Raw genomic sequence first — 25,173 nt, forward strand, 5'->3', positions numbered from 1 at the left:
AGCTCGTGACAAATTCGGCTCGTAACCGACGAGAAGCAGGCCGGGCCATGACCCCGATGGTTGAAGGGCGGTAGTGGTGGAGACGAATCGGGTGGGGTCCGGTGCCGTCGATCGCGCGGCGATCGAAGAATGGCTGGCCGCGAAGATCGGTGCGATCGCGGGCGTCGATCCCGCGGCGATCGAGCCGACCACCACCTTCGCCGCGTACGGGTTGACATCCGCTGACGCGGTGGGCCTTTCGGGTGAGCTCGAAGAATGGCTCGACCGCAAGCTGCCGGAGACTCTGCTCTACGAGTATCCGACGCTGGCGCAACTCGGTGCGGCATTGGCGGATACGAATCCTGGCGCCGCGAGCACCCCTGACCCGGTGGCGTCCGTCGCGGTGTCCGTCGAGCGGGACGTGATCTGTATCGCGGGCATGGCGTGCCGGTTTCCGGCCGGGGCGAACACGCCGCCGCTGTTCTGGCGCAATCTCGCCGACGGGGTCGACGCCGCGACCGAGGTCCCGCCCGCGCGCTGGGACGCCGAGCGCTACTTCGATCCCGATCCGTACGCGCCGGGCACGGCCTACACCACCCGCGGCGCGTTCGTCGACGACCTGGCCGGATTCGACGCGCAGTTCTTCGGCATCTCGCCGCGCGAGGCCATGCGGATGGACCCGCAACAGCGAATGCTGCTCGAAACCGCCTGGGCGGCATTGGAAGACGCCGCCCTTCCCGCGGACCGGGTCCGGGCGAGCCGGACCGGGGTATTCGTCGGCATGATGGCCGACAGCCGCTACGCCCACCTGCTCGTCGACCGCGGCGGCCACGGCGAGCTCGACGATCCCTATGTCGGGCTCGGAAGCGCGACCAGCGTCGTGGCGGGGCGGTTGTCCTATCTGCTCGATCTGCGCGGGCCGAGCCTGGTGGTCGACACCGCGTGCTCGTCGTCGCTGGTCGCATTGCACCTGGCGGTCAACAGCATTCGCAACGGCGAGTGCGATCGGGCGGTGGTCGCGGGCGTCAGCGCGATCGTGCACCCCGATACCTATGTGCAGGCGTGCAAGATGCGCATGCTCGCCGCGGACGGGCGCTGCAAGACGTTCGACGCGCGCGCCGACGGGTTCCTGCTCGGCGAAGGCTGCGGTGCCGTCGTGGTCGAGCGGCTGAGCGATGCGCGCGCACGCGGGCATCAGCCGCTCGCGGTGGTGCGCGGGTCGGCGGTGAATCAGGACGGCACGAGCAACGGATTGACCGCGCCGAACCGCGCCGCGCAGGTCGCGGTCATCCGGGACGCGCATCGCGACGCCGGTATCGAGGCCGACAGCGTGGACTTCGTCGAGGCGCACGGCTCGGGTACCCAGCTCGGCGACGCGATCGAGATCGCCGCGCTCACCGAGGTTTTCGGCACCGAACGCGCCGGTGCGCGGCCGCTGTACGTCGGTGCGGTGAAGACGAATGTGGGCCACCTGACCGGTGCGGCGGGCATGGCGGGGCTGGTCAAAACCGTGCTCGCGCTGCGCCGCCGGACCATTCCGCGGAATCTGCATCTGCGCGAACCGAATCCGGCGATCGATTGGGCGGGCGGACCGGTCCGTTTGCCGCACGAGAACCTGCCGTGGCCGGACGCCGACGAGCGCACCCCGACCGCGGGGGTCAGTTCGTTCGGCTGGTCGGGCACCAATGCCCACGTCGTCGTGTCGGCCCCGCCCGCGCGAGCGCGAATCGCCGCCGAATCCCGCAGGCACGTCCTGCCGTTGTCGGCCCGTTCGCCGCAGGCGGTGACCGCCGCCGCGCACGCGCTCGCCGAACACCTGCGCAGCAATCCACGGCTCGATCCGGCCGAGGTGGCGGCCACACTCCAGCGCGGGCGCACCGCGATGCCGCATCGAGCCGCTGTTCCCTTCGGCACGCTGCTGGAAGCCGCCGAAGCACTCGACGAGGTGGGCAGGCGGATTCCGATCTCGGCGGCATCGAGCGGGCGGGCGCCCGCGGTGCGCTTCGTATTGCCCGGCACCGGTGATCAATTCGCGGGTATGGGTCGCGACCTCTACCGGTCCCAGTCGGCCTTTCGCGCCGCGCTCGACCACTGTGCCGAGATCGCGGCGCCTGTGCTCGGCATGGACCTGCGGACGGTCCTGTACCCGGACGCGGCGCCCGCGCAGGCGGACCCGTTCGCGGCCCTGCGCGGCCGAGACGCCACCGCGGCGGCCGGCGCGCTGGTTTCCCGGATCGATCTGGCGCACGCGGTGGTGTTCGCGCTGAGCTACGCCGCCGCGCGGCTCTGGCACGAACACGGCATAGAGCCGAGCGGCCTGCTCGGCTACAGCCTGGGGGAGTACACCGCCGCCTGCCTGGCCGGGGTGTTCGACGTCGAGGTCGCGCTGCCGCTGGTGGTGCGGCGCGCGCAACTCGTCGCCGCCGCCGCACCGGGCGCCATGCTCACCGTCGCGATCGGGTCCGACCGGGTCGCGGACTACCTCGGGCCCGACCTGTCCTGTGCCGCGGTCAACAGCCCGAACACGGTGGTGTTCGCCGGGACCGAGGCCGCGATCGCCGCGCTCGAGCAGCGTCTTTCGGCCGAGGAGATCGCGGCGCTGCGCGTGCCGACCACCCGCGCCATGCATTCGCGACTGCTGGAACCGCTGCGTGCGGGATTGCTCGAGCTGTTCGACGGCGTCGAGTTGCGCGCACCGCGGATTCCGTTCGTGTCCAACCTGACCGGGACGTGGATCAGCGACGAACAGGCGTGCGACCCGCACTACTGGGCCGAGCACCTGTGCGCGACGGTCGCGTTCGAGGACGGGGTGCGGACGCTGGCCGGTGCGCAGCCGTGTGTTCTGGTCGACCTCGGTGCCGGTCAACTCGCCAGCTTGGCCGGTCAGACGTTGGCGCACACGGAAGGGGTCGTGGCGCTGCCGACGTTGCGCGCGGCGGCGCTGCGCGATCCGGACGAGCTGGTTGTTGCCCGCACGCTGGGCCGGTTGTGGGCGGCCGGGGTGGCGGTGGACTGGTCCCGCGCCGGGTCGTCGGGCGGGTCGGTTTCGTTGCCGACGTACGCCTTTCAACATCAGCAGTTCTGGCCGGAAGCGGGGGCGAGCGTGTCGGCCCGCGAGCGCGCGGAGACGAGCGTCGAAGCCATCGAGGCGTTCGAGCCGCAGTGGGTCACCGCGCCTGCGGCGCCATCGACCGACCGGCTCGGTCCCTACCTGGTATTCACCGACCCCGACACGTGCGGCGCCGAGCTGGCCCGTCACCTTGTCAAGGCGCTCGACGGCTCCGATGTCGTGACCGTCGCTCCCGGCACGGAATTCGCCACGACCACCGCGGGCGGGTATCGGCTCAGGCCGGACGAACCGGCCGACCACGCCGCGTTGCTGCGGGCATTGAGCGAACGGAATCTGCTGCCCCGCACCGTGGTCCATCTCTGGTCGGTGCGGGGCCCGCACGCCGATCCGCTGTCGGCGGACGGCATCGGCGCGCACCGGCGGTTCGGCTACGACAGCCTGCTGGCCGCGGCCGGGCCGCTGGGCCGCCACTGCGTCGAGGGCTGCAGGATTCTGGTCGTCACCGACCACGCCCAAGCCTGCGACGCCGAAGACGAGCTGCATCCCGGCAAGGCGACCGTCACCGGCCCCGCGCTGACCATCGGGCAGGAGTATCCCGGCCTGGCCGTGCGCACCCTGGACGTGGTGACCCCGGCCGAAGACGCCCTCGGCTCGTGGAGCGAGCTCGCCGATGCGGTGGTGGCCGAATTGGCTTGGGCCGGAACAGACTCCAGCATCGCGCGGCGCGGGCGGCGCAGGCTGGCGCGGCGTTACCGTCCGCTCACGCTGGACGCGCCGGAGCCCTATGTGCGCGACGGCGGTGTCTACGTCATCACCGGCGGCACCGGGAGTATCGGCCTTCAGGTCGCCGCCCACCTGACCGCGGCGGCCTCCGGGATCGGACTCGTGCTGCTGGCACGGACGCCGCTGCCGGATCTGGACGACGCGGCCGCGCTCGCTCAGGCGAGTGACGCGGTGCGCGAGCGGGCCGAGGCGGTGCGCGGGCTGATCCGCGCCGGTGCCCGGGTGCTGGTGCGGGCCTGCGATATCGGGGATCCCGACGCGACCGTGGCCGCGATCGCGCACGCCCGCGCGCGGTTCGGCGCGATCGACGGCGTCATCCACGCCGCGGGGGTGCTGTCGCCGGACGCGTTCACCACGATCGAGCAGACGACACCGCGGCTCAGCGCGGCGCACTTCCGGGCAAAGGTGGACGGCACCGTGGCGCTGGCCGCCGCGCTGCGCGACGAGCGACCCGACTTCGTCGTGCTGCTCTCCTCGATGTCGGCGGTGCTCGGCGGCATCGGCTTCACCGCCTATGCGGCGGCCAACGCCTTCCAGGATCAGTTCGTCGCCCTGCGCGGCCTGCCGGGTGGATCGGCTTGGCGCACGGCGTGCTGGGACACCTGGCAGGCGACCGTGCGGCACGGTGGAAAGGCTGGTGTGGCAACGTCATTGGATGAGTTCTCGTTCGCTGCCGCCGACGCGCTCGCGGTGTTCGACCGGCTGATCGCGGGCGGTCCGCGCCGCGCCGTCGTCGCCGCGGGACAGCTGCACGACCGGGTCGAGGCGTGGGCGCGGGCCGGTGATCCGTTCGCGGCTCCCGCGGCGTCGGCGGAGGTTTCCGCGCCACCGGAACGGACGATCGAGGACTATCAGCGCAGGCTCGCACAGCTATGGCAGGCGGCACTCGGCGTCGAGCGGATCGGGCCGCACGAGAACTTCTTCGAGGCCGGCGGCAACTCGCTGGTCGGACTGCAGCTGATCAACGCGATCAAGAAGCAGTTCCGCGCCGTCGTCCCGACCGTCGCGCTGTTCGAAGCCCCCACGGTCGCCGAGATGGCCGACTACCTACTCGCCGCGACCGCCCCGGAAAGGAAGTCACGGACATGAAGTTGCTCGGAGTCATCGGTGCGGGCGTGATGGGCAGCGGGCTCGCGCAAGACCTTGCCGCACATGGGTTTTCCGTCGTACTCGTCGACCGTTCGGCAGCGCAGCTGGACCGCGCCAGGGACGAGGTGCTGCGCTACTACCGCACCGGCCGCCTGTTCGGCCACGACACCGAGAAATACGGTGACCTGACCGAGCGGGTGAGTTACACGACCGATATCGCCGAGGTGGGCGCGGCCGAGTTCGTCATCGAGAACATCACCGAGAACTGGGCGCTCAAGGCCGAGGTCTACGCCGAGCTGGACCAGATCTGTGCGCCGGAAACGATTTTCGCGGCGAATACCTCGTGCATCCCGATCACCAAGATCGGCGGCGCGACCAGCAGGCCCGACCGGGTGCTCGGCATGCATTTCATGAATCCGGTGCCGATGAAGTCCACGGTGGAGGTCATCCGCGGCTGGCATACCGCCGAGACCACCATCGAGGCCGCGCAAGAGCTGCTCGCCGCCCTCGGCAAGCGGGGCATCGTCGTCAACGACATGCCGGGATTCGTGTCCAATCGCGTGTTGATGCTGATGGTCAACGAGGCGATATTCCTGCTGCAGGACGGCGTGGCGGGTGCGGCCGAGGTCGACGAGATCTTCCGCTCCTGTTTCGGGCACGCCTCGGGTCCGCTGGAGACCGCGGATCTGATCGGGCTCGACACCATTCTCTACAGCATCGAAGGACTCCAGGAGTTCTACGGCGACAGCAAGTATCGGCCCTGTCCGCTGCTGAAGAAGATGGTCGACGCCGGACTGCACGGCCGTAAAACCGGCCAGGGCTTCTTCTCGTATGCATGAGTAGCCGCCCGCCCCAAGCCGTTTCGCCCCCGAACCGACAGGACCGCAGACATGTTCTCCGATGCCCGTGCCGAACTCCACGAATTCGTCGCCAAACGCTTCCCCGCCGGTGAACTCCAGGATGATCGCGACATCTTCGAAAGCGGCTTCGTCAACTCGCTGTTCGCGATGGAGCTGGTCATGTTCATCGAGCAGCGGCTGGGCGAGCGCATACCGAACGATGAACTGACACTGGACAATTTCCGCACGGTGGACCGGATGCTGGCGCTGGTCAGCCGACTCGGCGGCCGGGATGCGGCGACCGAGGTGGCGTGATGATGGCGCGGGCCGAACTCACCGCTTTCGTCGACGAGGTGGTGGCGCCGCGGGCCGGCGAGTTCGATCGGGCGGGCCGGATCGACGCGAAGCTGGTGACCGAGTTCGCCGCCCGCGGGCTATGGGGTGCGGTGCTGCCGGAGGCCGAGGGCGGCACCGGCACGGGCATGACCGCGCTTGCCGAACTGCACGAGGAGATCGGTCGCGGCTGCGCGGCCATGCGCAGCCTGCTCACCGTGCACTCGATGGTGCTCTACGCGCTGGATCGCTGGGGCAGCGAGGCGATGAAGCGGCGCTGGAAGGCCGACATGGTGGTGGGTGCCGCGCTCGGCGCGTTCTGTCTCACCGAGCCGGAAGCCGGGAGCGATTTCGCGGCACTGCGGGCCACTGCCGTGCGCACAGGGGACGGGTGGGTGCTCAACGGGCACAAACTGTGGGTCACCGGTGGCCAACTCGCCGACGTACTGCTCGTGTTCGCCCGGACCGGGCAGGGCCCGGCGGCCTTCTTGGTTGACGCCGCCGAGCCGGGTGTCCGCCGCCGCCCGGTCGAGCACGTCACCGGCACCCGCGGCAGTCAGGTCGCCGAGATCGTTTTCGACGAGTGCCGGGTGTGCCCGGACGCGCTGATCGGGCCCGAGGGAATGGGACTGGCCATCGCCACCGGCGTGCTCGACATCGGCCGGTTCAGCGTGGCGGCCGGCTGCGTCGGCCTGCTCCAGGCCTGCCTGGAAGCCTGTGTGCGGCACGCGAACACCCGCAGGCAAGGCGGCGCGCTGTTGCGCGAACACCAACTGGTGCAGCAGATGATCTCCACCATCGCGACCGCCACCAGGGCGGCGCGGCTCATGGTATGGCAGGCCGCCCGGCTGAAGGACGCGGGCAGCCCCGACACGATCATGGCGACCTGCATGGCCAAACAGTTCGCCGCGACCGCGGCGGTGTCGGCCGCCAACGACGCGGTGCAGCTGCACGGCGCGCATGGCTGCAGCGACGAGTACCCGGTCGCGCGCTATCTGCGTGACGCCAAGGTCATGGAGATCATCGAGGGCAGCACCCAGCTGCAACATGTCTTGATCGCCACCGACGCGTGCCTGAACCAGGCCCGGGTCGTCGCCATTGATTGATGCCGACCGGATCTGCGCAGCGGGAAGGGGAATTCGATGAACGCCGAGGTGCGCAAGCGCCCCCGTCAGATCAAATGCGTGGTCTGGGATCTCGACCACACGCTCTGGGACGGTGTGCTGCTCGAGCAGGCCACCGTCACCGACCTCAAGCCCGGTGTCCGGGACGTCCTGGCCACGTTGGACGAGCGCGGCATCCTGCATTCGATCGCCAGCCGCAACGATCCGCAACTCGCGCTCGCGAAACTGACCGAGCTCGGGATCGCGGAGTACTTCCTGCACCCGCAGATCGGTTGGGACAACAAATCCGCCTCGGTCGCCGCGGTCGCCGCGCGGCTCGATATCGGGATCGATACCCTCGCGTTCGTCGACGACCAGGCGATGGAGCGGGACGAGGTCGCGTTCGCCCATCCCGAGGTGTTGTGCGTCGACGCCGAAGACATTGCGTCCCTGCTGCATCGGCCGGAGTTCCAGCCCCGGCATGTGACGGCGGACTCGCGGCGGCGCAGGCACATGTATCGGGCGGGCATCGAGCGCGCCGCGGCCGAGCAGCAATTTCCCGGCACCAACGAAGAGTTCCTCGCCACCCTCGACATGCGCTTCCGGATCAGCCCGGCCGGGCCTGCGGATATCGGGCGTGCCGAGGAACTCGTCGTGCGAACCAACCAGCTGAATTCGACCGGGATCATGTACTCGGCCGAGGAACTGGCCGCGTGCGCCGACTCCGACGAATACCTGCTGCTGATGGCCGAACTCGAGGACCGGTACGGCACCTACGGGCAGGTCGGTCTCGCGCTGGTACAGCGCGGCGAACAGCAGTGGCGGCTGAAGCTGCTGCTGATGTCGTGCCGCGTCATCTCCCGTGGGGTCGGCACCGTACTGCTGAACCACGTGCTCCGGCTCGCGCAGGCCGAAGGCGTCGGCCTGCTCGCCGAATACGTTGCCACGGAACGGAATCGCATCATGTACATCACCTATCGCTTCGCCGGTTTCACCGAGGCGGGCACCAGCGACGGCGTCACGCTGCTGGCTGCGTCGAGCGAGCCGCCGCCCCCGCCGCCGCCCTATCTGACGGTCGAGACCGTCGCCGCGGGGGTCGGTCGATGAGCGCCCCGACGATCGCCGCGGGCAAGTGGATGCCCTACCCGGGGACCGGCGCCGCTGCGGTCACGCTGTACTGCCTGCCGCACGCCGGGGCAGGCGCCTCGACCTACCTGCCGTGGCGTAAGCAGTTGCGACCCGAGCTCGACGTGGTTCCATTGCAGCCGCCCGGCCGGGAACTGCGGATGCGCGACGAGCCGTTCGAGGACCTCGGTGCACTGCTCGACGATTTGCTCGCGGTGATGGACGGCGGATGGCAGGAGCCGTTCGCACTGTTCGGGCACAGCCTCGGCGCGCTGGTGGCCTACGAGCTGGCGCGCCGCCTCGCGGCGGGCGCCGGGCCGCGTCCGACACACCTGATCGTGTCCGGACGTCGTGCGCCACAGCACCCTTCGCGGCTGCCGTGGGTGCGCATGGCCTCGGAGCAGACGCTGCTCGAGATCGTGCACCGGCTCGGCGGCACCCCCGACGAGGTGCTGGCGGACGAGCAGATGCGGGCCCAGGTGCTCGCGCTGACGCGCGCCGACCTCGGCGTCGATCAGACCTACCGGTATCGGCCACAGCCGCGGCTGGACGTGCCGATCACGGTGCTCAGCGGGACCGAAGACGTGCACGTCACCATGGCCGACCTCGAACCGTGGGCCGAATGTGGTTGCGCCGGCGTGGATATCCGGCTGGTGCCCGGCGGGCACTTCTTCCCGGTGACGCACCGCGACGCGGTGCTGCGGGAGGTGCGGCAATGTCTGATCGGTGCACCGTGAGCGGGGGCACGACCGCGCGCCGGATGATCGCGGAAGACGATGTCGAGCTGTGGTGGACGCCGCTGACGGGGGAGTGCACGGCGCAGGATCGGCACGTGCTGTCGGCCGCGGAACTCGAGCGCAGCACCCGATTCGGTGCCGCGCGGTTCACCGGTGATTTCATCCGGATCCGGGCCGCGCTGCGACGGGTGCTCGCCGCGTACACCGGGGCCGCCGCCGAGGCGCTGGAGTTCACCGCCGGGGAGTACGGCAAGCCCGAATTGACCGGGTACACAGTGCCGTTCAATCTCTCGCACACCACGGGTCGCGCGGTCATCGCGGTGGCGGGCGCGGGCGCGGTCGGGGTCGACCTCGAGTCGCTGGACGCCGACTTCGATCAGGACGGGCTCACGGCCCGCGTGCTCACCCGAAGCGAAGCCGAGCGCGTCGGCACCGACCGGCGGCGCTTCCTGCAGCACTGGGTGGCGAAGGAAAGCTATCTGAAATGGCTGGGCAACGGCCTGACGATCGCGCCCGACACCCTCGAGCTCGGTGTCGACGCACACGGCCACACGGTGGTGACCGGTGTCGACGGGGTCGACCTGCCGACCGGTTACGTCCATCGATTCGGCCTGAGTTCGCGGCACGTCGGGGCGTTCGTCGGTCATCGGCCGGTCCGGCGCTTTCCACTGCGGCGCGCCGAATCAGTCGGCGCGAGCGCATATTTCGGTCGTCGTAGCGCAGGAGTACAAGCATGACAACCTTCTTCCCGGTAGAGCCGGTCACCCTCGTGCAGATGCTCACCATGCGGGCCGCAGCCAGACCGGACGACGTGCGGTTCCGGCATCTCGGTGACGGTGACGAGGTCAGCGCGGCAATGACTTTCGCGGATCTGGATCGGGCGGCCCGAGCCGTTGCCGCGCATTTGGCGACGCTCACCCGGCCCGGGGAGCGGGCGCTGCTGCTCTACGCCCCCGGGCTGGAGTTCGTGGTCGCCTTCTACGGCTGTCTCTATGCGGGTGTGGTCGCGGTGCCGGTGGCCCCGCCGCAGCCGAACAAGCTGGCCGACTCGCTGGCCCGGCTGGCGGCCATCACTGCCAATTCCGGTGCCGGTCTGCTGCTCACCGGCGCGGAGATCGAGCCGCTGCTGACACCGGTGCTGGCGCAGACCGACGGGCTCGCGCAGCTGCGCACGGTGGTCACCGATCGCATAGACTCCGCGGGAGCCGATCGGTACCGCGACCCGGGCATCACCGCCGATACCATTGCGCACCTGCAATATTCGTCCGGCTCGACCGGCGAACCGAAGGGGGTCGTGCTCACCCACGGCAACGTGCTCGCCAATCTGCGATTGGTCACCGGGGAGATCGGCGCCGGGGTGGGCGTGGCGTGGTTGCCGACCTTCCACGACATGGGCCTGCTCAGCATGGTGACCTATCCGGTGTACAGCGATTCTTCGGTGATCAGCATGTCGCCCTTGGCTTTTGTGCAACGGCCCGCGCGCTGGATCGCGGCGATGTCCCGGTTCGGCGCCACGCACACCGTGGCACCGAACTTCTCGTTCGCGCTCGCGGTGCGGCGGGTACCGGCCGAGCGGGTCGGGCAGTACGACCTGTCCCCACTGCGAGTGGCGCTCTGCGGGGCCGAACCGGTCCGAGCGGACACGATGCTCGCCTTCGCCGAGCATTTCCGCGGCGCGGGTTTCGATGCCGCGAGCCTGTTTCCCTGCTACGGCCTGGCCGAGGCCACGCTGCTGGTGACCGGTGGCCCCCGCGGCAGCGGCCTCACCACCGTCGAGGTGGACCCGACCGCGCTCGCCAAGGGGCGGGTGGAGCCGGTGCCCAGCGGCGGCCGCAAGCTGGTGGCCAGCGGCGCGCTCAACGACGCCTACGAATTCGTCCTGGCCGATCCCGACACGCTCGCCCCGCTGCCCGCCGGTCAGGTCGGCGAGATCTGTTTGCGCGGTGACAGTGTCGGGGCCAGATACTGGGACGCGCCGGAGGCTACCGCCGAGACCTTCGCCATAACCGTCCCCGGCCGTGCCGGAACCTTCTTGCGCACCGGCGATCTCGGGTTCGTGCACGATGGCCAGCTGTACGTCACCGGCCGGCGCAAGGACCTGATCATCATCGACGGGTACAACCACTACCCGTCCGACCTGGAGGCCACCGCGATGGACAGCCATCCGGCCCTACGCCCCGATCGCTGCGCGGCGTTCCAGGTCGTCGACGCCGACGAGCCCGCGCTGGTCCTGGTCGCCGAACTGAACCGCGACCACCCGGCCGACGCCGTGGCCAGGGCCGAGATCGTCACGGCGGTCCGGCACGCGATCGGCGAACATCACGGCCTGCGGCTCACCGACGTAGTCCTGATCAGGCCCGGCTCGATCCCGCTCACCTCCAGCGGCAAGGTCCGGCGCTATGCGGTGCGCGAGCGCTACCGCGACAACGCCCTGTCGCCGTTGTCCTGACCGAGATCCCCCCCGGCACAGCAGGGGATCTCACTTCGCTCGCCGTCGCCGCCGCGTTCCTGGCCGCCGGGCGGCGCAACGAGATCGGCCGTGCCACTGCCGCGGTCGCCACTTCCGTCGTGTTGTCCGCGGTTGTCGCGGGGGTCGTGGCGGTTGCCGCGCTCCCCGCGGATGCGACGGCGGACTGATGTCGCACGCGTGCGAATTCTTGGCAGTGGCCATGACACGGTTCGCAGGCTGATCTATCTGGGCCTGCGATGCGCCTGCCGGACCGGCGGTTGCGCGCGTCACGATCTCGGACAGCTCTTCGCTAACTCGGCCCTCGGCGAGGTTGAAGCTTGTACTGTCACTGGCAGATCGGATGCACCCTGTCAACATCCCACCGCCGCTGGCCGGCGGAGCCCCGCTGTTCGCGTTCGCTGAGGAGCCGAAAAACCATGGCCGAGAACAACACCCCGCAGATTCGGACCGACATCCCGCATTCCGCGCGCATCTGGAACTATTGGATGGGCGGCAAGGACAACTACGAAGTCGACAGAGTCGTTGGCGAGGCCAGTCTGGAGGTCGATCCGGACATCAGCACCATGGCGGTGCAGTCGCGCCAGTTCCTGATCCGTGCGGTGACCTACTTGGCGCAAGAGGCGGGCGTGCGTCAGTTCCTCGATATCGGCACCGGGTTGCCGACGATGCAGAACACCCACGAGGTCGCCCAGGGGATCGCCCCGGAGTCGAAGATCGTCTACGTGGACAACGATCCGCTGGTGCTGACCTACGCCAGGGCGCTGCTCAACAGCACCACCAACGAGGGCGTCACCACCTACGTCGACTGCGATTACCACGACCCAGAGCAGATCATCGCCGACGCGCGCAACGTGCTGAACTTCGACAAGCCGATCGGCGTCATGTTCATGGGCGTGCTCGGGCATGCCAAGACCTACGACGATATGTTGCGCATCGTGCGCACCGTGCTCGGCGCGGTGCCCTCGGGCAGCTACCTGGTGCTGTGGGACGGGACCGACGACAGCAAGGCCTACGTCACGCTGTGCGAGAACTACACCAACAGCGGCGGTGTGCCCTACGTGCCCCGCCCGCAGGATCAGATCCGCGCGGCGTTCGACGGTCTGGAAATGGTGGAACCCGGTTTCGTCTCGATCACCGAATGGCGTTCCGGCGATACCCAGGTCGGCGAAACCAGGCCCATCTCCGCTTACGGCGCGGTGGCTCGCAAGCCCTGACCTCAGCCGTGGTAGCGCTCGACCAACGGGGCGAACGTGTCCAGTTTGCGTAGCGCGTCCGCTTCCGGCAGCGGTGGCAGCGACACCGCCACCCGCTGCACCCCGGCCTCGGCGTAGGCGTCGAGCACCGCCGGGTCGGGGAGCGCGGGCGCGACCATCACCGGCAACTCGGTGCCCGCGAACGGCGCGAGTTGGGCCGCCACATCTTCCGCCGTGCGCACGCCGTTGGGTACCCAGCCGACGCCGTGGCGCATGGCGCGCTTCAGCGCGGCCTCTTCGCCGCCGACGAAGATCTGCGGGTGCGGCTGCTGCACCGGCTTCGGCCAGGAGTACATCGGATCGAAATCGATGAAGCGGCCGTGATATTCGGCGAGTTCCTCGGTCCAGATGGCGCGGATCGCCTCGAGCTGCTCGTCCAGTAATGCGCCGCGGGTGCGCGGGTCGGTGCCGTGATCGGCCATCTCCTCGCGATTCCAGCCGACGCCGACGCCGAACACGACGCGTCCGCCGGAGACCAGATCCAGACTCGCCACCTCTTTGGCCGTGTGGATGACGTCGCGCTGGATCAGCAGGGTGACGCTGGTGCCCAGGATCAATCGTTCGGTCACCGCCGCGACGGCGCTGAGCGCGACGAACGGATCGAGCGTGCGGTAGTAGCGGCGGGGCAGCTCGCCGCCCATGGGATACGGCGTCTTCCTGCTCGCCGGGATGTGCGAATGCTCGGCCAGAAACAGCGATTCGAAGCCGCGATCCTCCAGTGCCGGACCCAGCGCCTTACCACTTATTCCTTCGTCGGTGAGAAAAGTGATGATCCCAATCTGCATGCCCGCATGCAACTCCCGGCGCCCGGCATAAATTCCGCGCGCGAAACCCGAACTCGGCGTGAGTTCAACTCTTGATGGACCGGGGCGGATGTGCTTCGACGGCCGCGGCGGGGCGGGTGTGCAACGAGCGTCTTCTCAGATCGGCGGTGTGGGGGTAGCCTCTGCGATGTAGATAGTTACCAGAACTAAAGACATTGCTGCTGTACCGAACCGCTGGTCAGGGAGACATGTGATGACAGATGTAGAGGTAGCTCGACGAATCGAAGACCTTTGCGCCACCGACGAGGCGCTCGCGGGTGCGCTGCCCGACCCGGCCGTCACCGCGCGAATACAGGATCCGGCGCTGGGGCTCGCGGACCTGATCCGAGTGGTGTTCGATGCCTACGCCGACCGCCCGGCCGTCGGGGCGCGCGCCACCCGGTTGGTCGCCGATCCGGTGACCGGCCGCACCACGCCGCACGTGCTGCCCGAATTCGAGACGCTGACCTATGCCGAACTCGGGCGAGCGGTCGCGGCGGTCGCGGCCGGGCTGCGCGGTGAGTGGATCGGGCCCGGCGAGCACGTGGCGATGCTCGGTTTCACCAGCATCGAATACACCGTGCTCGATCTCGCCGCCACGCTGGCGGGTGCGGTCGCCGTGCCGATGCAGTCGAATGCGCCTGCGGCGCAACTGAAACCGATCGTGGCCGAGACGCGGCCAGGTGTCCTCGCGGCCGGCGTGGATCAACTCGACGAGATCATCGACCTCGCGCAGGGCGAACATCGGCCCGATTTGATCGTGGTGCTGGACCATCGGGCCGAGGTCGACGCCCATCGCGAGGCATTCGAGGCGGCGAGCGCGCGCCTCGCCGAGTCCGGCATCGCGCTGAAAACACTTGCCGAGCTCGCGGACAGCGGCAGGGAGGCCGCGGTCCCCGCGACGGACACCGACGCCGAACGCATCGTGCTGCTGATCTACACCTCGGGCAGCACCGGAACGCCCAAGGGCGCGATGTATTCGGAGCGGCTGGTCGCCAACCTCTGGCAGGGCAGGTTCGGGCTGGGCGAGGGCGCGCATTCGGCGGGACCGTGGATCACGTTGAACTTCATGCCGATGAGTCATCTGATGGGCAGATACACGTTGTACGGCACGCTGGCTCACGGCGGCATCGCGTATTTCGCTGCCAGCAGCGATCTTTCGACCTTCCTGGAGGACCTGGCCCTGAGCAGGCCGACGCAGTTGCAGTTCGTGCCGCGCGTGTGGGATCTGCTCTACCAGGAGTATCGGCGCACCCTCGACAGCACCGGCGCCGCCGAACGCGCGCCCGAGCTGCTGGCCGAGCTGCGCCGCGATCTGCTCGGCGGGCGGGTGCTCGGCGCGGTCACCGGGTCGGCCCCGATCTCGGTCGAGGTCCGTGAATTCGTGGACGCCCTACTCGGATTCCACCTGCCGGACGGTTACGGCTCCACCGAGGCGGGCGGCATCACGGTCGACGGCAAGGTGGTGCGACCGCCGGTGCTGGACTACAAGCTGGCCGACGTGCCCGAGCTGGGCTACTACAGCACCGACCGCCCCCACCCGCGCGGCGAGCTGCTCGTGAAGACGGAGAACATCTTCCCCGGCTACTATCGCCGTCCCGAGGTCACCGCGGAGGTCTTCGACCCCGAGGGCTACTACCGGACCGGCGATATCGTCGCCGAGGTCGCGCCGGATGAGCTGCGCTATCTGGATCGCCGCAACAATGTGCTCAAGCTCTCGCAGGGTGAGTTCGTCACGGTGTCGAAGCTGGAGGCGGCGTTCGGGGCGAGTCCGCTGATCCAGCAGATCTACGTCTACGGCAACAGCGCCCGCCCCTACCTGCTGGCCGTGATCGTCCCGGACGACGAAGTGCTGCAACGGGTTTCCGGCGACCTGCGCGCACTCGGCCCGGTGCTCGCCGAGGCACTGCGCGCGGTCGCGGCTGACGCCGGGCTGCAATCCTATGAGATCCCGCGCGACTTCCTGATCGAGACAACGCCGTTCACCGTGGAGAACGGCCTGCTCACCGGCATCCGCAAGCTGGCGCGCCCCAAGCTGCGGCAGCGCTACGGCGAGGAGCTGGAGCAGCTCTATCAGCGGTTGGCCGACGGGCAGGCCGAGGAGTTGCGCGCACTGCGCGCGGGCGCGGCCGATCGGCCCGTGCTCGAGACCGTGATCCGGGCGGCCGCCGCGCTGCTCGGGATCGCCGTCGCCGACGTGCGGCCGACGGCGCACTTCACCGAGCTCGGCGGAGACTCGCTGTCCGCGTTGACCTTCGGCAACGCGCTGCACGACATTCTCGGCGTCGAGGTGCCGGTCGGCGTGATCGTCAGTCCGGCAACCGATCTGCGCGCGTTGGCCGGCTTCCTGGAATCGGGTGCGCAGGCGACGCGGCCGACGTTCGCCAGTGTGCACGGCGCGGACGCGACCGAGGTGCACGCCGCCGACCTAACCCTGGAGAAGTTCCTCGACACCGCGACGCTCGACGGCGCCGCCTCCCTGCCCGCGCCGAACTACTCGGTGCGGACCGTGTTGCTCACCGGCGCAACGGGTTTCCTCGGCCGATTCCTCGCGCTGTCGCTGCTCGAGCGTCTCGTTCCGGTGGACGGCACGCTGATCTGCCTGGTCCGCGCGACCGACGACGCCGCCGCCCGCGCACGGTTGGATCGGGTGTTCGACAGTGGTGACCCGCAGTTGCTCGCGCACTACGAGCGGCTGGCCGAACGGCATCTGGAAGTGCTGGCGGGGGACAAGGGTGAGCTCGATCTCGGCCTGGATCCGGTGGTCTGGCAGGGGCTGGCCGAGCGCGTCGATCTGATCGTGGACTGCGCCGCGCTGGTCAACCACGTGCTGCCGTACAGCCAGCTGTTCGGGCCGAACGTGGTGGGCACGGCCGAGCTGATCAAATTGGCGCTCACCGGAAAACAGAAGATCTTCGACTACATCTCCACGGTGGGCGTCGGCGATCAGATCGCGCTTGGCCAGTTCGTCGAGGACGCCGATGTCCGCACGATGAGCGCGACCCGCTCGGTCGACGACCGATACGCCAACGGCTACGGCAACAGCAAGTGGGCGGGGGAGGTGCTGCTGCGGGAGGCCAATGAGCGTTTCGGCCTGCCGGTCAGCGTGTTCCGGTGCGACATGATCATGGTCGACGGTAGCTACGTCGGTCAGTTGAACGTGCCGGACATGTTCACTCGGTTGATGCTCAGCCTGGTGGCCACCGGTATCGCGCCGGGCTCGTTCTATCAGACCGACGCGGCCGGACAGCGGCAGCGCGCGCACTACGACGGCCTGCCGGTCGACTTCATCGCCGAGGCGGTCGCGGAACTCGGTGTGCACGAGGGTTTCTCGACCTACCACGTGATGAACCCGCATCACGACGGCATCGGCCTCGACGAGTTCGTGGACTGGCTGGTCGCGGCCGGCTACCCGATCACCCGGGTCGCGGACTATCAGACCTGGCTCGAGCAGTTCGGCACGAAATTGCGGGCTCTGCCCGAATCGCAGCGCAAGCATTCACTGCTGCCGCTGTTGCACAGCTACGCGCACCCGCAGCCGCCTACCGAGGGCGGTGTCGCACCGGCCGACCTCTTCCGCGCCGCGGTACAGGAGGCGAATATCGGTCCGGACAAAGACATTCCGCACCTGACCGAGGCGACCATTCTGAAATACATCACCAACCTGGAGCATCTCGGCTTGCTCTGATTCGGTAGGGCGGGAGCGAGCGGGGTCCGGCGGACGGCCGGGCCTCGCTCGTCACTGTGCGTCCGATCGATGGCTGTCGTCTATCGATCGACGGATACTCCGGGCGTGCGGCGATGGTTACGGTGAGTTCACCGGCGGGATCGAGGGCCGGGAACGACATGAGGTACCGATGGATGCACAACGGCGGCCGTTTCGGTTCGATCTGATTTCGGGTGTGCGCCGGCTCCGCGAGCGCTTCACCCCGCCACCGCCTCGCATCCCCGATCGCGCTGTCGAACGCGACGACGAACCGGATACCGCGGCACTGTTGCACGAGATCCGAACACGGATCACGCGACTGGCCGCCGAGGGGGCGCTGACGCCGGGCGGCGGGTATTTCTGCGGCGACATCGACGAGGTACGCGAGGGCGCTCGCGACATCGACGACTTCCTGGTTGCGCTGGCCGACCTGGGCACGGCGGAATCGAGCTGTCCTGTGTTGCGCCGACTTCCGGCGCGCGAGGCCGACCGGTCGTGATGCCACGGCATCGCCGTCGGTGACCCGCGTCACGAAGCATGGTGGTGCGTCTGCCACGGCCGAGACGGCTTATATATCGTCTGATGCTTATGTGTGAATGCGAATCGGGCCCGTACGTCTGCCATTCGACCAGGCACGCGAGACATCCGGGACAGCAATGAGTTTCGCGGCGAATCTCCCGGAAGCGCCGCCTTCGATCGGTGCCATGTTCGCCTGGGCGCCGCAGCCGGTGCCGCTGTTGCCCGCCGTCGCGGTGCTGGCGGCGCTGGGCTACCTGCTGGGTGTGCGCCGTTTACGGCAGCTCGGCCGGGCCTGGCCGTGGTGGCGAACGGCCTGCTTTCTCAGCGGCTGTGTGCTGCTGCTCGGGGTGACCGGGCTGGCGGTGGAGGGCTACGGCTATCGGCTGTTCAGCGCGTGGATGTTCCAGCACCTCACGCTGTCCATCGCGATTCCGCCGCTGCTGGTGCTCGGCTCGCCCGGGGTTTTGCTGTTGCGCGCGGCCCCGCACCACGGCATCGGCCGGATCGTGCTGCGGCTGGCGCTCGGCGGCCTGCGCAGCCGGTTCGTGCGGATCCTGCTCAGTCACGCGTGCACTATCGCGTTGTTCTTGTTCAGCTACTACGGCGTGTATCTGACCTCGCTGGTCGACACCGTCGGCGCGACGACGGCCGGGCATCTGACGCTGGAGGTGTTCTTCCTGGCCTCGGGCATCCTGTTCATCGTTCCGGTGCTGTCGGAGGGGCCGTTGCCGGTGCGGCAGACGAACATCGGCCGGTTCTTCGACCTGTTCCTCGAGATGCCGCTGCACGCGTTCTTCGGCGTGATCATCATGATGGCGACCACGCCGATGATCGACCGGTTCGCGCATCCACCCGCGGGTTGGGCCGTGGATCCGATGGCGGATCAGCAGCTCGCCGGCGCCCTGGCGTGGTCCTATGGTGAACCGGTCGCGTTCGTGATCGTCGTGGTGTTCGCCATCCGCTGGCGGCGCGACGAGGAGCGCTCGGCCGCCTCGCGGGAACGGGCGAACCGCAGCGGGGACACCGAGCTGCGGGCCTACAACGAATATCTGGCGCAGCTACGGAAGTAGCGGGTCATGCCGCGGGCAGGGCGTCGAGCAAGAGCTCGAGGGCGTGCGCGACCGTCTGATCGAGCACCGCACCGGGATCGCCGGGAAAGTGCTTGCGTTCGGCGGTGATCGCGGCCTCGGTCGCGACCGCGAACCACACCGTGCCGGGAGGTTGGTCGTCCTGCGGGTCGGGGCCGCCCGCGCCGGTGACCGCACAGGCGACGGTCGCGCCGGTCAGTGTGCGCACGGTGCGCGCCATCGACTCGGCGGCGGCCCGTGAGACCACCGGGCCCTCCGGTACGTCGAGCACGCTGTGTTTGACGAACCGTGAGTACGCGACCACACCGCCGTGGAACCAGGCGCCTGCCTCGGGAGCCGCGCCCAACGCGGCCGCGAGTCGGCCCGCGGTCAACGATTCGGCGACCGCGACGGTGCGGCCGGACCGCTGCGCCACGGCGGCGATCCGCTCTGCGAGGTTGCTGGTGCCCATCGCTTCTTCATACCAGCCCGGGTCGCGCACCGCCGTGCCGTTCGGGTGCGCGCGATGTTTGCGCCGCCGTACCCGGGTATGCGGTGGACAGGCGTGCCCTGCCGCCGGTAGCCCGAATCCTGACAACGCACAGGAGGCCGAAGCTCATGTCCGCACCCACCGCCGTCGCCCTGGTCTGCACCCTGCGCAAATCGCCCGCCGAGTCCAGCAGTGCACTCATCGCCCGGCACGCGCTGGACGCGCTGGCCGAGCACGACGTCGAAGGCGAGATTTTGCGGGTGGTGGATTACGACGTGCACCCGGGCGTAAGCGCCGACGAAGGGTCCGGCGATCAGTGGCCGACGATCCGGGAACGCATCGCGGCCGCGGACATCCTGCTCGTCGCCACGCCGACCTGGGTCGGCCACATGTCCTCGGTCGCGCAACGCGTGCTCGAGCGACTCGACGCCGAACTGTCCGAAACCGATGACGCCGGACGGCCGTCCATGGTGGGTAAGGTCGCCGTCGCCGCCGTGGTGGGGAACGAGGACGGCGCCCACAAGATCGTCGCCGATTTGTTCCAGGCGCTCAACGACATCGGCTTGTCCATCCCGGCGCAGGGGTGCACGTACTGGAACGACGCGGCCATGGGTGGCACCGACTATCAGGATCTCGACGCCGTACCGAAGGGAACCGCGGCGGCTACAAAAGCCATGGCGCGCAACGCAGCTCATCTCGCGCGGGTGCTGCGGGCGCAGCGGTATCCGGCGTACGAATAGGGGAGTCGGCAGCTGAAGGCGCTGGGACAGTGCTGGTTTCGGTGGTGTTTCGCCGGGTAGCGCTGGTGCGGGAGGGAATTCGACGAAGGAGCGGTGATGAAGGCAGTGACGTGGCAGGGCAAGCGCAAGGTGGGCGTGGAGGAGGTCGCCGATCCGCGGATCGAACAGCCGACGGACGCGATCATCCGGGTGACGTCGTCCGGGATCTGCGGCTCGGACCTGCACCTCTACGAGGTCCTCGGTGCCTACATGAGCGAGGGCGACGTGCTGGGACACGAGCCGATCGGCATCGTCGAGGAGGCCGGCGCGGCGGTCACGAACCTGGCCAAGGGTGACCGGGTGGTGGTGCCGTTCCAGATCAGCTGCGGCCGCTGCTTCATGTGCGAGGAAGGATTGACGACGCAGTGCGAGACGACGCAGGTGCGGGAACGAGGCAGCGGCGCCGCGCTTTTCGGCTACTCCAAGCTGTACGGTCAGGTACCGGGCGGGCAGGCCGAGTATCTGCGCGTGCCGCACGCCGACTTCACCCACGTCAAGGTGCCGCTCGGCCCGCCCGACGACCGCTTCCTGTACCTGTCGGACGTGCTGCCGACCGCCTGGCAGGCCGTCGAGTATGCCGCCGTCCCCGCCGGCGGCTCGGTGACCGTGCTCGGGCTCGGGCCGATCGGTGACATGGCCTGCCGGATCGCGGCGCACCGCGGCTTGCGGGTGATCGGCGTCGATCGGGTGCCGGAACGCCTGGATCGCCTCGCCCGCAGGGGCATCGAGACCATCGACCTCCAGGTGGCCGGGCGGCATCTCGGCGATATTGTGCGCGAGAAGACGGCGGGACGCGGCACGGACGCGGTGATCGATGCCGTCGGTATGGAGGCGCACGGCTCACCGGTCACCTCGGTGGCGCAGAAGGCGGCGGCGTTGCTGCCCGACGTGGTCGCGGAGAAGGTCAACGACACCGCCGGGGTCGATCGGCTGGCGGCGCTGTACAGCGCGATCGATATCGTGCGCCGGGGCGGGACGATCTCGCTGGTCGGCGTGTACGGCGGTATGGTCGATCCGCTGCCGATGCGGGTGCTGTTCGACAAGCAGATCCAGTTGCGCATGGGGCAGGCCGATGTGAAGCGCTGGGTGGACGACATCATCCCGCTGCTGCACGATGCCGATCCGCTCGGTGTGGATTCGTTTGCGACCCATCATCTTCCGCTCTCCGACGCGCCGGAGGCCTATGCGAAGTTCCAGCAGAAGGCCGACGGTATGGTGAAGGTGGTGCTCAACCCCGGCCGGGACTGATCGTGCGAGGAGGGCGAGACGGCTTATGCTGCGGTTTTTCGTAGTCGGTTTCCTGCTCGCCGCGACGGTCGCGGTGGGTGTCGTCGCGTCGATCGGCTCCTGGGCGTGGTGGGTACTGGCCGCCGTCCTGGCCTTGCTGCTCGGCGTGGGGGTCTACGATCTCGCGCAGCGGCGGCACGCCGTGCTGCGCAACTATCCCATCCTCGGCCACATGCGCTACCTGCTGGAAAGCCTGCGGCCGGAATTGCAGCAGTACTTCATCGAACGCAATGTCGACGGGCGCCCGTTCGACCGGGACATCCGGACGATGATCTACGAGCGCGCCAAAGGCATTCACGGGGAGCTGTCGTTCGGCACCGAGCGCGATGTCGAGAGCGTGGGTTACGAATATCTGGTCCACTCGAACGCGCCGGTGCCCGAACCCGCCGCGCCGCCGCGGGTGTTGATCGGCGGGCCCGACTGCACAAGGCCCTACTCGATGTCGCTGTTCAACGTGTCCGCCATGAGCTTCGGCGCGCTGTCGGCGAACGCACTGCGCGCGCTGAATCGTGGTGCGGCACTAGGTGGTTTCGCCCACGACACCGGAGAGGGCGGGCTCACGCCGTACCACCTCGACGGCGGCGGCGACCTGGTCTGGGAGATCGGCTCCGGCTACTTCGGCACCCGCACCGGCGCCGGTGCGTTCGACCCGGCCCGCTTCGCCGAGCAGGCCGCGCACGAGCAGATCAAGGCGATCTCGATCAAGCTCAGCCAGGGCGCCAAACCGGGCCTGGGCGGCGTGCTGCCCGCCGCGAAGGTAAGCGCCGAGATCGCCGAGTTCCGCGGCGTGCCCGCGCACGAGAAATGTGTCAGTCCCGCGGCGCATTCCGCGTTCCGGACGCCGCGCGAGCTGATGCGGTTCCTGGCGCGGCTGCGCGAGCTCGCCGACGGCAAGCCGATCGGGTTCAAGCTGTGCCTCGGCTCGCGCGTCGAGTTCCTCGCGATCTGCAAGGCAATGCTGGACGAGGGGATCACGCCCGACTTCATCCTGGTCGACGGTGCCGAAGGCGGCACGGCCGCAGCACCTTTGGAATACGAGGACCACATCGGACTGCCGCTCACCGACGGACTGATCACGGTGCACAACGCCCTCGTCGGCTGCGGTGTGCGGGACCGGGTCAAGATCGGCGCGGGCGGCAAGGTCGCCGTCGGGAACGACATCGTCAAGCGGCTGATCCAGGGCGCCGACTACACCAATGCCGCGCGCGCGATGATGATGGCCATCGGCTGTATCCAGGCGCAGCGCTGTCACACCAACCACTGCCCGGTCGGCGTGGCCACCCAGGACCCGCGCCGGGCCCGTGCGCTGGACGTCGCCGACAAGACCGAGCGGGTTCGCCGCTATCAGGCGGCCACGGTCGCGCAGGCTGTGCAGATCATGGCCTCCCTGGGGGTGGACCATCCCGACCAGCTCACGCCGCACCTGCTGCGCAAGCGGATCTCGACGACCGAACAGCGGTCCTACGCCGAACTCTACGAGTGGCTGGCCCCGGCCCAGCTGCTCAGCGAGCCACCACAGGAGTGGGCCGCGGACTGGAGCGCGGCCGACCCCGACGCGTTTCGTCCCCTCGCGCGGTGAGTCCGAGGTGCGTCGCGGGTAGGGGAATGGCGCGGCGCGCCCGCGAGGAGTAGCTTTCAACCAGGTTCAGACAGGAGCCGACGGTAGTCCCACGCCGTGCGACGGCTCCCCGCGGTGTCGCCGGACCCGGCCTGGGCTACCACCGAATCATGCTGGGCGCGATGTCCGTTCGGCGGTGAACCGGAGCATTGAGCATGACCGAGCAGGTAAGTCCGCGCCAGCCTCGCATGTCGCGTCGGCTGTTGTCGCATACCCACCACTCGCGATCCCGCGATTACGCGCGCGGGCCGCTGCGCATGCGGGTCGACACGCTACCCGGGATCCGTGTGCTTGCGGTGGCCGGCGAGCTCGACCTCGCCACCGCGCCGCTGCTGCACGAGGCCGTGCGCGCCGGTGAGCGCTTCCCTGCGACGGTGGTGGATACCAGCCGGCTCGCCTTTGTCGGACTGGCCGGGGTCGATGTGCTCATCGGCGCCGCCGAACGCGCCGAGGGCGAGGACCGGCTCTTCGCCGCCGTGGTGTCCTCGCGGCCCACGCAGCGTGCCTTCGAGCTGTCCGGCGCGGCCGCCTGGATCAGGTGCTATCCCCGGCTGGGCAGCGCGTTGGCGGCCGTCTCGCGATCCTGAGTGGCCGTGTGAGCACGAGCCCGGCAGGGCGGTGCATGATCGGCCTGCTGGTGGGTAGCCAGAGGGCGATGGACCAATCACGGGCACCGATTCTGGACGCACTGGACGACTACCGCACGCGTGGTCGGTACGGCTTCACGCCGCCCGGCCATCGCCAGGGGCGTGGCGTGGACGAGCGCGTCGCGCGGGTCCTCGGCGACGCGTTCCGCGGCGATGTGCTCGCCTCCGGCGGTCTCGACGATCGGCGCGCCCGCGGCGCATACCTCGCCGATGCCGAAGCGCTGATGGCCGACGCCGTCGGCGCGGAGATGGCGTTCTTCTCCACCTGCGGCAGTTCACTGTCGGTGAAGGCCGCGATGCTCGCGGTGGCGGGCGGCGGCGACGGCGGGCTGATCCTCGGGCGGGACAGCCATAAATCGATCGTCGCCGGACTGATCTTCGCGGGCCTGCTGCCGCGTTGGGTGACGCCGCGCTGGGACAGCGAGCGGCACTTCTCGCATCCGCCCTCGGTCGAGCAGATCGAGCGGGCGTGGCAGCGCCACCCGGACGCGTCCGGAGCGCTGGTCGTCAGCCCGAGCCCGTATGGCACGTGTGCGGACATCGCCGGGATCGCCGAAGTGTGCCACCGGCGCGGCAAGCCGCTGATCGTGGACGAGGCATGGGGCGCGCATCTGCCGTTCCACGCGGAGCTGCCGACCTGGGCGATGGACGCGGGCGCCGACGTCTGCGTGGTGAGCGTGCACAAGATGGGCGCCGGATTCGAACAGGGCTCGGTCTTCCACGTGCAAGGCGACCTCGTCGACCGGGCTCGCCTGAGCGCGTGCGCCGATCTGCTCATGACCACCAGCCCGAATGTGCTCGTGTACGCCGCGATCGATGGCTGGCGCAGGCAGATGGCGTGCGCGGGCGATCGGCTGCTCGGCGACGCGTTGCGGTTGGCGGACCGGCTACGAAGGGACTTGGCGCGGATACCGGGCATCGAGGTGATGGAGAAGGATCTGCTCGGGGTGCAGGCCTCGCACGACCTGGACCGCATGCAGGTGCTGATGGATGTCTCCGCCACCGGCGCAACAGGTTACGAGGTCGCCGACTGGTTGCGCGAGCAACGCCACGTCGATGTGGGACTCAGTGACCATCGGCGCATCCTGGCCACCCTGTCCTTCGCCGACGACGACGCTACCGCCGACCGGCTGGTGGCGGCACTCGCCGCCTGGCGGGAGCAGTGGCAACCGACCACGCCGCACCACATTCGGCTCCCGTCGCCGGATGAACTGGAACTGGAGACCGTGCTGCTGCCGCGGGACGCGTTCTTCGGGCCGGTGCGGGCGGTGCCGCTGGCGGACGCGCCGGGGCGGATCGCGGCCGAGCAGGTCACGCCGTATCCGCCGGGCATCCCGGTCATCGTCCCCGGCGAGCGCATCGACGCGGCGGTCGTCGAATACCTGCGCACCGGACTGGATGCCGGAATGAACGTGCCCGACCCCGCCGACCCCACGCTGCATACCATCCGCGTGGTCGCAGAATGATCGGAAGTGA

The 25,173-nt window shown here is 69.2% G+C and carries 19 protein-coding genes; 17 read left to right on the forward strand and 2 right to left on the reverse strand.

The genetic code is table 11. The features are described 5' to 3' along the window. The first annotated feature begins 76 nt into the window (after window positions 1–76). The 9 genes from F5X71_RS16900 (at window position 77) to F5X71_RS16940 (ending at window position 12,742) form a co-directional block, all read left to right on the forward strand. Complete coding sequence (locus tag F5X71_RS16900) at window positions 77–4,921, forward strand: type I polyketide synthase (RefSeq protein ID WP_167462831.1); 4,845 nt, start codon at window positions 77–79, stop codon at window positions 4,919–4,921. Then, a complete protein-coding gene (locus F5X71_RS16905) occupies window positions 4,918–5,760 on the forward strand; it encodes a 3-hydroxyacyl-CoA dehydrogenase family protein (RefSeq protein WP_167462832.1) in 843 nt (280 codons plus the stop codon). The genes F5X71_RS16900 and F5X71_RS16905 overlap by 4 nt, the downstream gene beginning before the upstream one ends. Before the next feature lie 51 nt (window positions 5,761–5,811). After that, window positions 5,812–6,075 carry an acyl carrier protein gene (locus F5X71_RS16910; protein WP_167462833.1) on the forward strand — a complete coding sequence of 88 codons (264 nt, stop codon included), beginning with the start codon at window positions 5,812–5,814 and terminating at the stop codon, window positions 6,073–6,075. Beyond that, window positions 6,075–7,199, forward strand: coding sequence for an acyl-CoA dehydrogenase family protein (locus tag F5X71_RS16915; protein WP_167462834.1), 1,125 nt, complete (start codon window positions 6,075–6,077; stop codon window positions 7,197–7,199). The genes F5X71_RS16910 and F5X71_RS16915 overlap by 1 nt, the downstream gene beginning before the upstream one ends. Before the next feature lie 36 nt (window positions 7,200–7,235). Further along, the gene (locus F5X71_RS16920) at window positions 7,236–8,303 is read left to right on the forward strand and encodes an HAD-IIIC family phosphatase (RefSeq protein ID WP_167462835.1); all 1,068 of its coding nucleotides are present in this window, start codon (window positions 7,236–7,238) and stop codon (window positions 8,301–8,303) included. Further along, on the forward strand, window positions 8,300–9,058 hold the full coding sequence (locus F5X71_RS16925) for a thioesterase II family protein (RefSeq protein ID WP_167462836.1): 759 nt from the start codon (window positions 8,300–8,302) through the stop codon (window positions 9,056–9,058). The genes F5X71_RS16920 and F5X71_RS16925 overlap by 4 nt, the downstream gene beginning before the upstream one ends. Next, on the forward strand, window positions 9,037–9,795 hold the full coding sequence (locus tag F5X71_RS16930) for a 4'-phosphopantetheinyl transferase family protein (protein ID WP_167462837.1): 759 nt from the start codon (window positions 9,037–9,039) through the stop codon (window positions 9,793–9,795). Before F5X71_RS16925 ends, F5X71_RS16930 begins: the two co-directional genes overlap by 22 nt. Further along, complete coding sequence (locus F5X71_RS16935; RefSeq protein WP_167462838.1) at window positions 9,792–11,507, forward strand: fatty acyl-AMP ligase; 1,716 nt, start codon at window positions 9,792–9,794, stop codon at window positions 11,505–11,507. The genes F5X71_RS16930 and F5X71_RS16935 overlap by 4 nt, the downstream gene beginning before the upstream one ends. Window positions 11,508–11,944: 437 nt before the next feature. Then, on the forward strand, window positions 11,945–12,742 hold the full coding sequence (locus F5X71_RS16940) for an SAM-dependent methyltransferase (RefSeq protein ID WP_167462839.1): 798 nt from the start codon (window positions 11,945–11,947) through the stop codon (window positions 12,740–12,742). Between the two features lie 2 nt (window positions 12,743–12,744). Here F5X71_RS16940 and F5X71_RS16945 read toward each other — a convergent pair whose 3' ends face one another. Then, on the reverse strand, window positions 12,745–13,566 hold the full coding sequence (locus F5X71_RS16945) for an LLM class F420-dependent oxidoreductase (protein ID WP_167462840.1): 822 nt from the start codon (window positions 13,564–13,566) through the stop codon (window positions 12,745–12,747). 232 nt (window positions 13,567–13,798) lie between these two features. Here F5X71_RS16945 and car point away from each other — a divergent pair, with 232 nt between their 5' ends. The 3 genes from car to F5X71_RS16960 all read left to right on the forward strand — a co-directional run bounded on the left by car (window position 13,799) and on the right by F5X71_RS16960 (window position 18,879). Next, window positions 13,799–17,272, forward strand: coding sequence for a carboxylic acid reductase (car, locus tag F5X71_RS16950; RefSeq protein WP_167462841.1), 3,474 nt, complete (start codon window positions 13,799–13,801; stop codon window positions 17,270–17,272). A gap of 169 nt (window positions 17,273–17,441) precedes the next feature. Further along, a complete protein-coding gene (locus tag F5X71_RS16955; protein WP_167462842.1) occupies window positions 17,442–17,789 on the forward strand; it encodes a hypothetical protein in 348 nt (115 codons plus the stop codon). A gap of 157 nt (window positions 17,790–17,946) precedes the next feature. Then, window positions 17,947–18,879 carry a cytochrome c oxidase assembly protein gene (locus tag F5X71_RS16960; RefSeq protein ID WP_167462843.1) on the forward strand — a complete coding sequence of 311 codons (933 nt, stop codon included), beginning with the start codon at window positions 17,947–17,949 and terminating at the stop codon, window positions 18,877–18,879. 4 nt (window positions 18,880–18,883) lie between these two features. Here the strand turns inward: F5X71_RS16960 and F5X71_RS16965 are convergent, their stop codons facing one another. Further along, the gene (locus tag F5X71_RS16965; protein WP_167462844.1) at window positions 18,884–19,348 is read right to left on the reverse strand and encodes a CinA family protein; all 465 of its coding nucleotides are present in this window, start codon (window positions 19,346–19,348) and stop codon (window positions 18,884–18,886) included. Between the two features lie 146 nt (window positions 19,349–19,494). Here F5X71_RS16965 and F5X71_RS16970 point away from each other — a divergent pair, with 146 nt between their 5' ends. From F5X71_RS16970 to F5X71_RS16990, 5 genes are all read left to right on the forward strand, one after another. Continuing rightward, window positions 19,495–20,106, forward strand: a complete 612-nt coding sequence (locus F5X71_RS16970) for a flavodoxin family protein (RefSeq protein WP_167462845.1) — start codon at window positions 19,495–19,497, stop codon at window positions 20,104–20,106. A 96-nt stretch (window positions 20,107–20,202) separates the two neighbouring features. Continuing rightward, window positions 20,203–21,393: an alcohol dehydrogenase catalytic domain-containing protein gene (locus tag F5X71_RS16975; protein ID WP_167462846.1), complete on the forward strand. Its 1,191-nt coding sequence runs from the start codon at window positions 20,203–20,205 to the stop codon at window positions 21,391–21,393. 25 nt (window positions 21,394–21,418) lie between these two features. Beyond that, window positions 21,419–23,011: an FMN-binding glutamate synthase family protein gene (locus F5X71_RS16980; protein ID WP_167462847.1), complete on the forward strand. Its 1,593-nt coding sequence runs from the start codon at window positions 21,419–21,421 to the stop codon at window positions 23,009–23,011. Between the two features lie 194 nt (window positions 23,012–23,205). Further along, window positions 23,206–23,637 (forward strand): STAS domain-containing protein, encoded by a 432-nt coding sequence (locus F5X71_RS16985; protein ID WP_167462848.1) that lies wholly within the window; start codon window positions 23,206–23,208, stop codon window positions 23,635–23,637. Between the two features lie 68 nt (window positions 23,638–23,705). After that, a complete protein-coding gene (locus F5X71_RS16990) occupies window positions 23,706–25,163 on the forward strand; it encodes an aminotransferase class I/II-fold pyridoxal phosphate-dependent enzyme (protein ID WP_167462849.1) in 1,458 nt (485 codons plus the stop codon). Window positions 25,164–25,173 lie beyond the last annotated feature (10 nt).

It is taken from the genome of Nocardia brasiliensis, assembly GCF_011801125.1.
Lineage (GTDB): Bacteria > Actinomycetota > Actinomycetes > Mycobacteriales > Mycobacteriaceae > Nocardia > Nocardia brasiliensis_C.

What these genes read in the sequence shown, in the direction of transcription:
- F5X71_RS16905 (WP_167462832.1), top strand. Translation starts at nt 4,918, where the DNA reads ATGAAGTTGCTCGGAGTCATCGGTGCGGGCGTGATGGGCAGCGGGCTC.
- F5X71_RS16910 (WP_167462833.1), top strand. Translation starts at nt 5,812, where the DNA reads ATGTTCTCCGATGCCCGTGCCGAACTCCACGAATTCGTCGCCAAACGC.
- F5X71_RS16915 (WP_167462834.1), top strand. Translation starts at nt 6,075, where the DNA reads ATGATGGCGCGGGCCGAACTCACCGCTTTCGTCGACGAGGTGGTGGCG.
- F5X71_RS16920 (WP_167462835.1), top strand. Translation starts at nt 7,236, where the DNA reads ATGAACGCCGAGGTGCGCAAGCGCCCCCGTCAGATCAAATGCGTGGTC.
- F5X71_RS16925 (WP_167462836.1), top strand. Translation starts at nt 8,300, where the DNA reads ATGAGCGCCCCGACGATCGCCGCGGGCAAGTGGATGCCCTACCCGGGG.
- F5X71_RS16930 (WP_167462837.1), top strand. Translation starts at nt 9,037, where the DNA reads ATGTCTGATCGGTGCACCGTGAGCGGGGGCACGACCGCGCGCCGGATG.
- F5X71_RS16935 (WP_167462838.1), top strand. Translation starts at nt 9,792, where the DNA reads ATGACAACCTTCTTCCCGGTAGAGCCGGTCACCCTCGTGCAGATGCTC.
- F5X71_RS16940 (WP_167462839.1), top strand. Translation starts at nt 11,945, where the DNA reads ATGGCCGAGAACAACACCCCGCAGATTCGGACCGACATCCCGCATTCC.
- F5X71_RS16945 (WP_167462840.1), bottom strand. Translation starts at nt 13,566, where the DNA reads ATGCAGATTGGGATCATCACTTTTCTCACCGACGAAGGAATAAGTGGT.
- car (WP_167462841.1), top strand. Translation starts at nt 13,799, where the DNA reads ATGACAGATGTAGAGGTAGCTCGACGAATCGAAGACCTTTGCGCCACC.
- F5X71_RS16955 (WP_167462842.1), top strand. Translation starts at nt 17,442, where the DNA reads ATGGATGCACAACGGCGGCCGTTTCGGTTCGATCTGATTTCGGGTGTG.
- F5X71_RS16960 (WP_167462843.1), top strand. Translation starts at nt 17,947, where the DNA reads ATGAGTTTCGCGGCGAATCTCCCGGAAGCGCCGCCTTCGATCGGTGCC.
- F5X71_RS16965 (WP_167462844.1), bottom strand. Translation starts at nt 19,348, where the DNA reads ATGGGCACCAGCAACCTCGCAGAGCGGATCGCCGCCGTGGCGCAGCGG.
- F5X71_RS16970 (WP_167462845.1), top strand. Translation starts at nt 19,495, where the DNA reads ATGTCCGCACCCACCGCCGTCGCCCTGGTCTGCACCCTGCGCAAATCG.
- F5X71_RS16975 (WP_167462846.1), top strand. Translation starts at nt 20,203, where the DNA reads ATGAAGGCAGTGACGTGGCAGGGCAAGCGCAAGGTGGGCGTGGAGGAG.
- F5X71_RS16980 (WP_167462847.1), top strand. Translation starts at nt 21,419, where the DNA reads ATGCTGCGGTTTTTCGTAGTCGGTTTCCTGCTCGCCGCGACGGTCGCG.
- F5X71_RS16985 (WP_167462848.1), top strand. Translation starts at nt 23,206, where the DNA reads ATGACCGAGCAGGTAAGTCCGCGCCAGCCTCGCATGTCGCGTCGGCTG.
- F5X71_RS16990 (WP_167462849.1), top strand. Translation starts at nt 23,706, where the DNA reads ATGGACCAATCACGGGCACCGATTCTGGACGCACTGGACGACTACCGC.